At 70.6% G+C, this 13,004-nt stretch carries 11 protein-coding genes and 1 pseudogene; 8 read left to right on the top strand and 4 right to left on the bottom strand.

The window, feature by feature from the left end; all coding sequences use genetic code 11:
• Positions 1-32: 32 nt before the first annotated feature.
• Genes CP976_RS19610 through CP976_RS19595 form a run of 4 tightly spaced genes read left to right on the top strand, consistent with a single transcriptional unit; the run spans position 33 to position 4,143 of the window.
• The gene (locus CP976_RS19610; protein ID WP_150481558.1) at positions 33-1,154 is read left to right on the top strand and encodes an acyl-CoA dehydrogenase family protein; all 1,122 of its coding nucleotides are present in this window, start codon (positions 33-35) and stop codon (positions 1,152-1,154) included.
• A 25-nt stretch (positions 1,155-1,179) separates the two neighbouring features.
• Positions 1,180-2,784, top strand: a complete 1,605-nt coding sequence (locus tag CP976_RS19605) for a 4-coumarate--CoA ligase family protein (RefSeq protein ID WP_150481557.1) — start codon at positions 1,180-1,182, stop codon at positions 2,782-2,784.
• A complete protein-coding gene (locus CP976_RS19600; protein ID WP_150481556.1) occupies positions 2,781-3,515 on the top strand; it encodes an enoyl-CoA hydratase family protein in 735 nt (244 codons plus the stop codon). Before CP976_RS19605 ends, CP976_RS19600 begins: the two co-directional genes overlap by 4 nt.
• 4 nt (positions 3,516-3,519) lie before the next feature.
• Positions 3,520-4,143: a TetR/AcrR family transcriptional regulator gene (locus tag CP976_RS19595; protein WP_150481555.1), complete on the top strand. Its 624-nt coding sequence runs from the start codon at positions 3,520-3,522 to the stop codon at positions 4,141-4,143.
• On the opposite strand, the gene pdxH is transcribed toward CP976_RS19595, so the two are convergent.
• Positions 4,133-4,801, bottom strand: coding sequence for a pyridoxamine 5'-phosphate oxidase (pdxH, locus tag CP976_RS19590; protein ID WP_150481554.1), 669 nt, complete (start codon positions 4,799-4,801; stop codon positions 4,133-4,135). The two genes, CP976_RS19595 and pdxH, sit on opposite strands and share 11 nt — an antisense overlap.
• 284 nt (positions 4,802-5,085) lie before the next feature.
• On the opposite strand from pdxH, the gene CP976_RS19585 reads away from it, so the two are divergent.
• Positions 5,086-6,186: a citrate synthase 2 gene (locus CP976_RS19585; protein WP_150481553.1), complete on the top strand. Its 1,101-nt coding sequence runs from the start codon at positions 5,086-5,088 to the stop codon at positions 6,184-6,186.
• A 51-nt stretch (positions 6,187-6,237) separates the two neighbouring features.
• Here the strand turns inward: CP976_RS19585 and CP976_RS19580 are convergent, their stop codons facing one another.
• The gene (locus CP976_RS19580) at positions 6,238-6,711 is read right to left on the bottom strand and encodes an HIT family protein (RefSeq protein ID WP_150481552.1); all 474 of its coding nucleotides are present in this window, start codon (positions 6,709-6,711) and stop codon (positions 6,238-6,240) included.
• 262 nt (positions 6,712-6,973) lie between these two features.
• The gene (gene iscB / locus CP976_RS19575; protein WP_308430023.1) at positions 6,974-8,329 is read right to left on the bottom strand and encodes an RNA-guided endonuclease IscB; all 1,356 of its coding nucleotides are present in this window, start codon (positions 8,327-8,329) and stop codon (positions 6,974-6,976) included.
• A 559-nt stretch (positions 8,330-8,888) separates the two neighbouring features.
• Here iscB and CP976_RS19570 point away from each other — a divergent pair.
• Together CP976_RS19570 and CP976_RS19565 are read left to right on the top strand one after the other, a co-directional pair.
• Positions 8,889-9,304 (top strand): annotated as a pseudogene (locus CP976_RS19570) (RidA family protein).
• A 106-nt stretch (positions 9,305-9,410) separates the two neighbouring features.
• Positions 9,411-10,868: a PAS domain-containing protein gene (locus CP976_RS19565; RefSeq protein WP_150481550.1), complete on the top strand. Its 1,458-nt coding sequence runs from the start codon at positions 9,411-9,413 to the stop codon at positions 10,866-10,868.
• Between the two features lie 48 nt (positions 10,869-10,916).
• Here the strand turns inward: CP976_RS19565 and CP976_RS19560 are convergent, their stop codons facing one another.
• Positions 10,917-11,672, bottom strand: a complete 756-nt coding sequence (locus tag CP976_RS19560; protein ID WP_150481549.1) for an SIS domain-containing protein — start codon at positions 11,670-11,672, stop codon at positions 10,917-10,919.
• 274 nt (positions 11,673-11,946) lie between these two features.
• Between CP976_RS19560 and CP976_RS19555 the strand changes: the two genes are divergently transcribed.
• Complete coding sequence (locus CP976_RS19555) at positions 11,947-12,639, top strand: iron-dependent transcriptional repressor DtxR (protein ID WP_010035781.1); 693 nt, start codon at positions 11,947-11,949, stop codon at positions 12,637-12,639.
• Positions 12,640-13,004 lie beyond the last annotated feature (365 nt).

Below are 13,004 nucleotides of genomic sequence, written 5' to 3'. Positions count from 1 at the left end.
CCACAGCGAGCCCGCACCCGAAAGGACTCCCCATGGACACCGAAGACCACAAAGCCCTACGAGAGGCCGTCGCCGCGCTAGGCAAACGCCACGGCCGCACAGCCGACACCACCCAACTCTGGGCAGACGCAGGAACACTCGGCTACCTCGGCGTCAACCTCCCCGAGGCGTACGGAGGAGGCGGCGGAGGCGTATCCGAACTCTCCATCGTCTTGGAAGAACTCGGCGCGGCCGGCTGCCCCCTCCTCATGCTGGTCGTCTCACCAGCCATCTGCGGCACGGTGATAGCCCGCTTCGGCACAGACGCCCAGAAACAACACTGGCTCCCCGCCCTGGCAGACGGCACCCGCCTCATGGCCTTCGGCATCACCGAACCCGACGCCGGCTCGAACTCACACCGCATCACGACCACAGCTCACCGCGACGGAGACAACTGGATCCTCAACGGCCGCAAGGTCTTCATCTCCGGCGTGGACATCGCGGACGCGACCCTCATCGTCGGCCGCACGGAGGACGCCCGCACCGGCCGCCTCAAGCCCTGCCTCTTCATCGTCCCCCGCGACACACCCGGCTTCACCCGGCAGCCCATCGACATGGAACTCAACGCCGCCGAGAAGCAGTTCGAGCTGACACTGGACGACGTACGGCTGCCCGCCGACGCCCTAGTCGGCGACGAGGACGCAGGGCTCCTCCAGCTCTTCGCCGGCCTCAACCCCGAACGCATCATGACGGCCGCCTTCGCGATCGGCATGGGCCGCTACGCCCTCGCGAAAGCCGTCGAATACGCCCGCGACCGGCAGGTCTGGAACACCCCCATCGGCGCCCACCAGGCCATCGCCCACCCCCTGGCCCAGGCGCACATCGACCTCGAACTCGCGCGCCTGATGATGCAGAAGGCGGCCCGGCTGTACGACGCCGGCGACGACATGGGCGCCGGTGAGGCCGCCAACATGGCGAAGTACGCGGCGGGGGAGGCCTGTGTGAAGGCCGTGGACCAGGCCGTGCACACCCTCGGCGGCAACGGACTCACCCGCGAGTTCGGTCTGGCCTCGCTGATAACCGCCGCGCGCGTGGCTCGTATTGCCCCGGTGAGCCGGGAGATGATTCTCAACTACGTCTCCCACCAGACCCTGGGCCTGCCCAAGTCGTACTGAGACGGCCCGCGCGCGAGGAGGAACCATGTTCCGCAGCGAGTACGCAGACGTCCCGCCCGTCGAACTGCCCATCCACGACGCCGTCCTTGCCCGGGCCGCGGAGTTCGGCGACATCCCGGCGCTGATCGACGGCACCGACGGCACCACCCTCTCGTACGAGCAGGTGGACCGGTTCCACCGGCGCGTCGCCGCCGCCCTCGCCGAGGCCGGGGTGCGCAAGGGCGACGTCCTCGCCCTGCACAGCCCCAACACCATCGCCTTCCCGACCGCCTTCTACGCCGCCACGCGCGCGGGCGCCACCGTCACCACCGTGCACCCGCTCGCCACCGCCCAGGAGTTCGCCAGGCAGCTCACGGACTGCGCGGCCCGCTGGATCATCACCGTCTCACCCCTGCTGGACATCGCGCGCCGGGCCGCCGAACTCGCGGGCGGCGTACACGAGATCTTCGTGTGCGACAGCGCGACCGGACACCGCTCCCTGATCGACATGCTGGCCTCCGCCGCCCCCGAGCCGCAGGTCGCCATCGACCCCGTGGAGGACGTGGCGGCCCTGCCGTACTCCTCCGGGACCACCGGCACACCCAAGGGCGTGATGCTCACTCACCGGCAGATCGCCACCAACCTCGCCCAGCTCCACCCGGCGATACCCGCAGGCCCCGGAGACCGTATTCTGGCGGTACTTCCCTTTTTCCACATCTACGGCCTCACGGCCCTGATGAACGCGCCCCTCAGGCAGGGCGCCACCGTCGTCGTCCTGCCCCGCTTCGACCTGGAACAGTTCCTCGCCGCCATCCAGAACCACCGCATCACCGCGCTGTACGTGGCCCCGCCGATCGTGCTCGCCCTCGCCAAACACCCGGCCGTCGCGCAATACGACCTGTCGTCCCTGAAGTACATCGTCAGCGCCGCCGCACCCCTGGACGCGCGCCTGGCCGTCGCCTGCTCCCAGCGGCTCGGGCTGCCGCCCGTCGGCCAGGCCTACGGCATGACGGAACTGTCGCCCGGCACCCACGTCGTCCCGCTGGACGCGATGAACGACGCCCCGCCCGGAACCGTCGGCAAGCTCATCGCCGGCACCGAGATGCGCATCGTCTCCCTCGACGACCCCGACAAGGACCTCCCCGCCGGCGAGTCCGGCGAGATCCTCATCCGCGGCCCCCAGGTCATGAAGGGCTACCTCGGCCGCCCCGACGCCACCACCGCCATGATCGATGCCGACGGCTGGCTGCACACCGGCGACGTGGGGCACGTGGACGGTGGGGGCACCTCCCGCTCGAGCGAAGCCGAGAGTGGGGGAGGCTGGCTGTTCGTCGTCGACCGCGTCAAGGAACTCATCAAGTACAAGGGCTTCCAGGTGGCCCCCGCCGAACTGGAGGCGCTGCTGCTCACCCACCCGGGCATCGTCGACGCCGCCGTCATCGGCACGTACGACGACGACGGCAACGAGATCCCGCACGCCTACGTGGTCCGCCAGCCGGACCGCACCGACCTCTCCGAGGCGGAGATCATGATGTACGTCGCCGAACGCGTGGCCCCCTACAAGCGGATCCGGCACGTCACCTTCATCGACGGCGTCCCCCGCGCGGCCTCCGGCAAGATCCTCCGCCGACAGCTCAGGGAGCGCGCATGACCCTGGTCGGCCGGGCACGCGCGCGTGCCGTCGAAACCCTCACCCTCGACTCACCCCACAACCGCAACGCCCTGTCGGCCGCCCTCGTAGGAGAACTGGCCGAGGCGCTCGTCGACGCCGGCCAGGACACCGGCGTCCGCGCGGTCGTCCTCACCCACACCGGCAACACCTTCAGCGCGGGCGCCGACCTCCGCGACCCCCCGCCCCCGGAAGCCCTCGTCGGCCTGCTGCGGCAGATCGTCGAACTGCCCAAGCCGGTCGTCGCCCGGGTCACCGGCCACGTCCGCGCGGGCGGCCTCGGCCTGCTGGCCGCCTGCGACATCGCGGCCGCCTCCACCGAGGCCACCTTCGCCTTCACGGAGGTCCGCATCGGCGTCGCCCCCGCCGTCATCTCCCTGCCGCTCCTCCCGCGCACGGACCCGCGCGCGCTGGCCCGCTACTACCTCACCGGCGAGCGGTTCGACGCGGCGGAAGCAACCCGCACGGGCCTGCTCACCACCCACGCCGACGACGTCGACACCGCACTGGCCCCCATCCTCGACGGCCTGCGCACATCAGCCCCCGACGCCCTGACCGAGACGAAACGGCTGCTCACGGCTAGGGTGCTGGAAACCTTCGACCGGGACGCGGACGCCCTGACCGCGCTCTCGGCCCGGCTGTTCTCCTCCCCGCAGGCCCGCGAGGGGATGACGGCCTTCCTCGAACGACGGGATCCGGCATGGGTGGTGTGAGGACATGGGCGGTGTGAGCACGGTCGACCGCGCGGAACGAGTCCCCAAACAGGACCGCAGCCGGGCCACCCGGCAGCGGCTCCTGGAAGCCGCCGTGGCCTGCCTCGCCGAACACGGCTGGGCCGGGTCCACCGTCTCCGTCGTCGCCGAACGCGCCGGCGTCTCCCGCGGCGCCGCCCAGCACCACTTCCCGACCCGCGAGGACCTCTTCACCGCGGCCGTCGAGTACGTCGCCGAGGAGCGCTCCACCGCCCTGCGCGCCCTCTTCCCGGAGGGCGCGGCCGGAGACCGCCACGCGGTCGTCGCGGCCCTGGTCGACCTCTACACCGGACCGCTGTTCCGCGCGGCCCTCCACCTCTGGGTGGCCGCCTCCAACGAGGACCAGCTCCGCCCCCGCGTCACCGAACTCGAATCCCGCGTGGGCCGCGAGACCCACCGCATAGCCGTCGACCTCCTGGCCGCCGACGAAACCGTCCCCGGCGTCCGCGAAACCGTCCAGGGCCTCCTCGACATGGCCCGGGGTCTGGGCCTGGCCAACCTCCTCACCGACGACGGAGCGCGCCGGGAACGGGTGGTCGAGCAGTGGGCGGGGCTGCTGGAGCAGACGCTGGGCGCCGTCAGGGACTGAGCCGCTCCACGCGCCAGCTCCCGTCGGCCCGCTCCACGTACCGCAACCGGTCGTGCAGCCGGTTCTCGCGGCCCTGCCAGAACTCCACCGTCTGCGGGGCCACCCGGAAACCGCCCCAGTTCGGCGGCACGGGCACCTGCTCGCCCTCGGGATAGCGGGCGGCCAGCTCGGCGTACGCCCCGTCGATGTCCGCGCGGGTGGCGATCACCGAGGACTGCGCACTGGCCCAGGCACCCAGCTGCGAGCCGTGCGGCCGGGTGCGGAAGTACGCCGCCGTCTCGTCCCGCCCGGTACGCCGCGCGACCCCGGTCACGATGACCTGCCGGGCCATCGGATGCCAGGGGAACAGCAGCGAGACGTACGGGTTCTCCGCCAGGTCACGTGCCTTGCGGGAGTCGTAGTTCGTGTAGAAGACGAAGCCCTGCCCGTCGAAGTGCTTCAGCAGCACCGTGCGGGCGCTGGGCCGCCCCTCGGCGTCGGCCGTCGAGACCACCATGGCGTTCGGCTCGAACAGTCCGCCGTCCGTAGCGGCCTGTTTGAACCAGCGCGCGAACTGCTCGACGGGGGTGGCGGCCAGCTCGTTCTCGGAGAGGCCCTCGGCCCGGTACTGCTTGCGCATCGAGGCCAGGTCGAAGGGGACGTCGTCGCGGTCGGTCACCCGGTCATCTTGCCGTACGGACGGTGTCCTTCGTCACTGACTGGCACTGAGTGCCGTGAACCCTCCCCAACGGTGGCACTCGGGGATATCGTTTCCGTGCCGTTCCGGTTGGGTGACCGCCAGCCGCACGGGGCATCACAGGGGAGACCGTCCGGGACCGCGAGTCGCCGCACACGACCGTGGATCCACCGGACGGCCGCCCGCTTCGCAAGCTGACTGACACATGGTTCGTCGTCCCACCCCACATCACACCATCTGTCTCTTACATCACGAGGAGCCGCCTGATGTCCGACTTCGTACCCGGGCTCGAGGGAGTCGTCGCGTTCGAGACGGAGATCGCCGAACCGGACAAGGAAGGCGGCGCCCTGCGTTATCGGGGCGTCGACATCGAGGACCTGGTCGGGCACGTCTCCTTCGGCAACGTCTGGGGCCTGCTCGTCGACGGTGCCTTCAATCCGGGCCTGCCGCCCGCCGAGCCGTTCCCCATCCCCGTCCACTCCGGCGACATCCGCGTCGACGTCCAGTCGGCCCTGGCCATGCTCGCGCCCGTCTGGGGCCTGAAGCCCCTCCTGGACATCGACGCCGAAGAGGCCCGCGAGGACCTGGCCCGGGCGGCCGTCATGGCTCTGTCCTACGTCGCCCAGTCGGCCCGCGGCCAAGGCCTGCCGATGGTCCCGCAGCGCGAGATCGACAAGGCCCACTCCGTCGTCGAACGCTTCATGATCCGCTGGCGCGGCGAGCCGGACCCCAAGCACGTGGCGGCGGTGGACGCGTACTGGACGAGCGCCGCGGAACACGGCATGAACGCGTCCACGTTCACGGCGAGGGTCATCGCGTCGACCGGCGCGGACGTCGCGGCCGCGCTCTCCGGCGCGGTGGGCGCGATGTCCGGCCCGCTGCACGGTGGCGCCCCCTCCCGCGTCCTGCACATGATCGAGGAGATCGAGCGCACGGGCGACGCCGAGGCCTACGTCAAGCAGACCCTCGACAAGGGCGAACGCCTCATGGGCTTCGGCCACCGCGTCTACCGCGCCGAGGACCCCAGGGCGAGGGTGCTGCGCCGCACGGCCCGCGAACTGGGCGCACCCCGCTTCGAGGTCGCCGAGGCTCTGGAGAAGGCGGCCCTGGCGGAACTCCACGCCCGCCGCCCCGACCGGGTCCTGGCCACCAACGTCGAGTTCTGGGCAGCCATCGTCCTGGACTTCGCCGAGGTCCCGGCCCACATGTTCACGTCCATGTTCACCTGCGCCCGCACGGCCGGCTGGTCCGCCCACATCCTCGAACAGAAGCGCACGGGCCGCCTGGTCCGCCCCTCGGCCCGCTACACCGGCCCCGGCTCCCGCGACCCCCGCGAGATCGAGGGCTACGAGGACATCGTCCACTGATCCGTCCCACACACGGCCTCACCCGGCTCCGGGTGAGGCCGCCCGCACGTCTCACCCTCCGAGCCGGTCCAGCTCCTCACCGATCGCCTCCCGCATCGGTGCGTGCCGAGCCCCGAGCGCGTACCGCTCGTCGCCCCACATCTCCCGCGGATAGAGCCACACGGGCAGCCGCACGAGATCCTCCGGCTCCCAGTCGTACCGCGGCCACACATGCGCGTGCAGGAACCCGTCGGCGTTCCCGAGAATCTCCAGATTGACCCGCCGAAACCCCGACTCCACCCGCCGGCAGGCCCGCTCGACGGCTTCCCCCAGCCGCTCCATGTCCCCCAGGAACGCCAGCCGCCTGCTCCGCGGCAGCTCCGACAGCCGCTCCACCGCGGGATCATCGGTCAGCAGCACCGAGTAACCAGGCAGGAACTGCACATCACCGATCACCGCGAACCCGGCGTCCAGCCTCCGCATCACGGCCGGATTCTCGCCCCGCAGAGCGCTGCCGATCCGGTCGTCGCGCCACTCACCCACCACCGTCGCCCCCCAAAAAACGCAGACGACCCGCGAGCCTGGTCCTCCAGAGGAGGGCCGGCCGGACGTACCGGCGGCTCGCGGGTCGGGTGACTGCTGGAGATTGGGCCGGCTGCACGCTTCGCTCACGCGCTGGTCCGGCACCGCACTGTGTGTGGTGACGGGCTGCTAGCCCGCAGCCACCTCTTCCGTCCGGTATGCATACATCTGCCGAACCACCTCCCTTCTGAAGTGGTAGCTACCCTAGGCAGCGGCTCTCGGCCGCTCAACTGTTTTTCTGAGAGACTGACGCCGCCGACTCCCGCCGACTGCTGTAGGCGTATCCGTCGCCCCGTTGGAGGAGCCGCAGGTTTCGGTGGGAGCAGTTGAATCTGCCTGAAGCCGTGGCCAAGCTGTGCTGTCCGCTGCTGCGGATGGAAACGCGCCCAGTCCAAGTTCCTGCCCACTTACCTGCGGTCACGACGGCGCGTACGAGGTCTCCGGTCACGTATCCGTGGTGCTGTTTGGCCCGCGGGCGTAGAAGGCGCGGGAACCCGTACCGGTTCGGGGTGGTGCGGGCGTAGGAGCCGCGTCCAGTGGCCTTGGCCGTCAGCGCATGGTGGGGGAACCTCACGATGTGGTCGCCAGCCGCATGATCAAGAGGCCCGATGCACAGGGCATCCAGAGTGTGTGTCTTGTCCAGGCCCATGGCGAGACGGTTCGCCTTGGTAAGCCGACCGGACCAGGCGTGCACCGGTCTGCCGAGGGCGGCCAGCACAGCTGTGAGTTGCCAGCGAGTGGCGTTCATGGCGGCGGCGTCATCGAGGGGTGCCCTGACCTGGGAAAGGACCGCCGCAAGACGGCTGGGACGATGAGCCAGGAAGGTTTCGACCGGCTTGCTGCCTTTGGCCTTGTTGCACGGAACGCAGGCCAGGACGAGGTTGGAGATCCGGTGTGAGCCCCCTCGGCTGCGGGGCCTGAGATGGTCGACGTTCAAGGGCACACCAGAGACACCACAGTAAGCACATGCAGCGTTCCACGTGGCTCGCAGATGTTCGCGGACAGTCGTTCCAGCTAGGGGGCCGCGCTGATGTTCGGTTCCATGAAGGGGCCTGCCCACGCTCTGCGAGTGGGTGTCGAAAGCGACGCTTTCCACGTGGATCTCTGTCACGGGTGCCCAGTGGCACAGTCGGTCGGCCAGCGAGAAAGTCGTGTCGACGCGATGGCGTAGGGAGGGCGGCAGCCAGCCTGACCGGCGTGCGCGGTTGTCCGACCGTGGTGCCCGGTAGCGCAAGTTCGCCTTGCGCCGACGGCGTCGGTATCCGGCGCGTTGACGCATACCGGCGCGGATCTGATCTCCCCGGTGCTGCAGCTCGACCGAGAGCAAGCCGCGCCGGACTGTGACGACGGGGTTCCGATCGTGAGGTTCCTTCTTCTCGTCGGTGAGCACGACCCCGGTTCCCTTGGAGCCGGGGTCGATGCGCAGCTGCACACCGTCGACTTCCGATTCGCCGAGCGTGCGGTCCTTCAGACGGATCACGAAGGGCACCTGCCGGACGACGACGGCCCGTGCCTTGCTTAACAGTTCGCGTGCACGGGCGGGATGACAGGGCATGAGAGGCTGCCCGTCCCTGGACAACACGAAGACCCTGCACGCGCCCGTCCCGCCTGCATACGATCGGCAGCTCTGGTCCAATGCGGGAGCGTCACCACTCCCGGTCTCTGCCGCCTGCGCCGTCGGAACGGCGCTCTTGGCGTGACGCCGACGGGCTGGGATGCCTGGCCCGCCGGTCTCCCCTCGCCCATGTTCCCTGCCGGTGTCCCGCCCGGTGGCGGGATGTCCGTGAGCCGTTTCGTCCCTGCTCCCAGGGGTGTCTGCTCCCACGGATTCCAGAGCAGGCTGCTGAGGAAGCACAGCCTGGTGGGTCTGCTCGCCCACAGGAAACGTAGTCATCGGGTGCATCTCCCTGATCTTGCGGATCGTGATGACTGGGGCTGGTCACTCGGCGACCTTGCGGTCGGGGAGCGAGTGACCTCCCTTCGGTGTGTGACGTCACGCTAAGCCCATGACCAGGGCGAAGAGCTGCCCTCGCCTGCAGACAGCTCATTCGTGCGAGGTGAGTACATCGATCGAACATCCACCTGGTCTTCGTGCTAAGAGCCGTTAGACGTATGACCGAAGGCCACCTACCGTTCCGCCCATGACACACCAGCGACGGGCGATTCTCAGCGGTTCGGTGTTCGAGGAGCGGATCGGGTACGCCCGGGCCGTCTGGACGGGGACTGGGTGCATGTGTCGGGTACGACCGGGTTCGACTACTCGGACATGACGATCTCCGAGGACGTCGTGGAGCAGGCCGAGCAGTGTCTGCGGAGCATAGGGGCCGCACTGGAGAAGGCGGGGTGTTCGTTCGCGGACGTCGTGCGGGTGCGGTACCTGCTGCCGGAGCGGGAGGACTTCGAACAGTGCTGGCCGGTGCTGCGCGAGTGCTTCGGTGAGGTGCGGCCGGCCGCGACGATGCTGGTGTGCGGTCTCGCGGATCCCCGGATGAAGATCGAGATCGAGGTGTACGCGCGGCGCGGGAGTGGTACTGGGGCCTTGTCGTTGATCGACTGAGTCCGCGGCGGGCCGTTCTCCGGGCGTTGACGTGGGGATCGCCGCCGTACAACGATTCCTTCAATGTTGTGGGAACTCGGTGTGCGCTGGGTCACGTTCCAGTTGAATGATTGCAAGTAGCGAACCGGCGTGCCGTACGTGCGGACGCAGCCTGCAGGGGGTCCAGGTGAGTGCTTCCCGGCGTAGTGGGACCACCGACGAGCTGGGGCCGGATGAGCCCGAGCGGGACAATTCGGATGGTTCGGATCTGCTTGCCGCGCTGCTGGACGGCATGGACGCGGCGCTGTGCGCCTTCGACGCCGACGGGGTCGTGACGCACTGGAACCGCGAGGCCGAGCGGATCCTGGGATGGAGCGCGGACGAGGCCGTGGGTCGGCGGGGCCTCGCCGGGTGGGCCGTGCGCAGCGCGGACGCCGAGGAGGTCGAGGGGCGGCTGCTGTCCGCCATGCACGCGCCGGGCCGCCAGGTCCACGAGTTCGCGCTGCTGACGAAGGACGGCGGGCGGGTGCTCGTACGGACGCAGTCGGCGGCCGTGCGGGGTCCGGACGGAAAGCCCGCGGGGGTGTACTGCGCCTTCAGCGAGGTGCACGCGCAGATCGATCTGGAGCGGTCGATCGCGCTCAGCGAGGCGCTGTTCGAGGACGCCAGCTGGGGTGTCGTGCTGGTGGACGTCGACCTGCGGCCGGCCGTGGTGAACGCGCACGCGGCCAAGGCGCTGGGCAAGGGGCGTACGTCCGTGCTCGGGCGGCCGCTCGGGGAGCTGCTCGCGCAGGGCGTGGAGGAGCTGGAGAGCGCGCTTCAGCATGTGCTGGCGGAGGGCGCGCCGCCCGCGCCGGCCGAGGTGTGGGTGACGGTGCGTACGTCCGAGGGGGAGCGGCGGCGCTGCTGGCGCAGCGGTTTCCTGCGGCTGGCCTCGCCGCTGGCGGAGGAGCCGGTTCCGCTGGGTGTGGGCTGGCTGTTCCAGGACGTGACGGAGGCCAAGCAGGCCGAGCAGGAGGCGTCGCTGCTGCGGTTCCGTGCGCAGCAGCTGCACCGGGCCGCGCGGGCCGCCGCCGAGTGCGAGGACCCGGCGGAGGCCGCGACCGTCCACCTGGACTTCGCCCTGGCCGGTTTCGCCGACCACGCGCTGATCGACCGGGTGGCGGGCGGCGCGCTCACCGAGGCGGAGACCGAGGGGCCGGTACGGCTGGTGCGGGTCGCCGCGACACCCTCCGGCGCGCCGGGGCCGAGCAAGCTCGCCGACCGGGCGGGTCTGCCCGTGCGGTACGCCGAGGGGCACCCGGCCCTGCAGTGTGTGGAGCGGGTGGGCGCGCTGCGGGCGAGCGCGGGCGCCGCCTCGCCCGAGCAGGCCCGGGAGTGGGCCCTGGCCCGTCAGTGGCCGCCGGACGCCGTGCACGCCCTGTGCGCGGTGCTGCGCAGCCGGGGGCGGACGCTGGGTGTCGTGACGTTCCTGCGGGGCGCGGGGCGCAGTGCCTTCGAGCGGTCCGACGCGATGTACGCGGAGGACGTGGCGGTCCGGATCGCCGCGGCGCTGGATCTCGCGGGGCTGTCGGACGAGGAGTGAGCGGCAGAGGCGCCCCGGGCCGCGTCGCCTCAGCGCCGACAGCGAGTGTCAGTGCCGGTAGAAGATCCGGTCCCGGTAGCGCTCCATCACCCGTCCGTTCCAGTCGTGGCCCCCGTCGACGTTCCCGGAGCGCAGGAGCGGGGGCTCGACGCCGCGGTCGGCGAGTGTGGCGGCCGTCATCGCCATGACGGCCTGGAGGAGGGCCGAGGTGACGACCGTGGAGGCGGGGGCGAAGGGGGCGGGCACGTTGTCGAGGGTGAGTTCCGCGTCGCCGACCGCGATCTTCGAGTCGAGGACGAGGTCGCAGTGGTCCTTGAGGTACGTCCCCGAGGCGTGCCGGGACTTCGTCTCCGAGGCGTACGCCACCGATGTCACGCCGATGACCTTGACGCCCAGGGCGCGGGCGCTCATGGCCATCTCCACGGGGAGGGCGTTGCGCCCCGAGAGGGAGATGATCAGCAGGGCGTCGCCCTCGCGCAGCGGGGAGCTGTCCAGGACGGCGCTCGCGAGGCCGTCGACGCGTTCCAGGGCGGAGCCGAGCGGTGCGGGCATGACGTCGACGCCGACGACGCCCGGCACGGCGAGCAGGTTCATCAGGGCCAGACCGCCGGCGCGGTAGACGAGGTCCTGGGCGGCGAGGGAGGAGTGCCCGGCGCCGAAGGCGAAGAGGCGGCCGCCGTTCTGGACGGTGTCGGCGAGGAGCGTCCCGGCCGCCGCGATGCTGTCGGCCTCCTCGTCGCGGACCCGCCGCAGCAGGCCGATCGCGGCGTCGAGGAACTGGCCGGCCGGCGCGCGGTCGCTCATACGGGGTCCCTTCGGGCTCAGGGCCGAGTGTCGCGCATCACGGTGCGGTCTGGACCAGTGCGGTGTCAATACGGCCGTGAAAAGCTCGGCAGGGCCGTGGGAGCGCTCCATGCGGCTGTGAAAGGCTCCCTGGTACCCCCCGCGGGCCATGGGTAACCCCCGCTTTTCCTCCCGCGGCACGGTTGTCGGTGGTATCCGGCAGAATTGGGTGCAGGGCCAGCGCACACGCCGGTGAGCCGTCCAGCCTCCGGCAGATCTCATTCGAGGGGCACGTATGTCCGGACTGATCGACACCACGGAGATGTATCTCCGCACCATCCTCGAGCTGGAGGAAGAGGGTGTGGTCCCCATGCGCGCCCGTATCGCCGAGCGGCTGGACCAGAGCGGGCCGACGGTGAGCCAGACCGTGGCGCGGATGGAGCGCGACGGCCTGGTGTCCGTCGCCAGCGACCGGCACCTGGAGCTCACCGACGAGGGCCGCCGGCTCGCCACGCGCGTGATGCGCAAGCACCGCCTCGCCGAGTGTCTGCTCGTCGACGTGATCGGTTTGGAGTGGGAGCAGGTCCACGCCGAGGCGTGCCGCTGGGAGCACGTGATGAGCGAGGCCGTGGAGCGCCGTGTCCTGGAGCTGCTGCGGCACCCGACGGAGTCGCCGTACGGCAACCCCATCCCGGGGCTGGAGGAGCTCGGCGAGAAGGACGGCGCCGACCCGTTCCTGGACGAGGGCATGGTGTCGCTGGCCAGTCTCGACCCGGGTGCGGAGGGCAAGACGGTCGTGGTGCGCCGTATCGGCGAGCCGATCCAGACGGACGCGCAGCTGATGTACACGCTGCGGCGGGCGGGTGTGCAGCCCGGTTCGGTGGTGAGCGTGACGGAGTCGGCCGGTGGTGTGCTGGTCGGCAGTGGTGGCGAGGCGGCCGAGCTGGAGTCGGACGTGGCCTCCCACGTGTTCGTCGCCAAGCCCTGAGCCCGGGGAGCCCGGCCGCGGACGCGGTCCCGGGGTGGTCGCCAACTTGCGTTGTGCGTGGGGCCGTTGTGGTGTTGGCGTGATCCCGTCGAATCCTGGATTCAGTCCGTCGAATGGCAGCGCTCGCCCGTTTCCCGTGCGACGCTGTCGCGTGAGGCATATGACCTGAGGGCTCTTGGCCGTGGCCTGACAGCGATGTCGCCCGGCCGGGGAGGGGGGCGGAAGGATGTGCCGTGCGGACGCAGAGGGCCCCGGCGCCGTGTGGCGCCGGGGCCTGTCCTCCCCTGTGCTGACCCGGAGCCCCGAGCTCTCAGGGTCATTCCCCTCGGACCGTTTTCCCCGAGCGGTCCGCCTCCCGTTGAAGA

Source organism: Streptomyces coeruleorubidus (assembly GCF_008705135.1).
GTDB classification, from domain to species: Bacteria; Actinomycetota; Actinomycetes; order Streptomycetales; family Streptomycetaceae; genus Streptomyces; species Streptomyces coeruleofuscus.
This window is presented reverse-complemented; position numbering and strand designations above follow the sequence as displayed.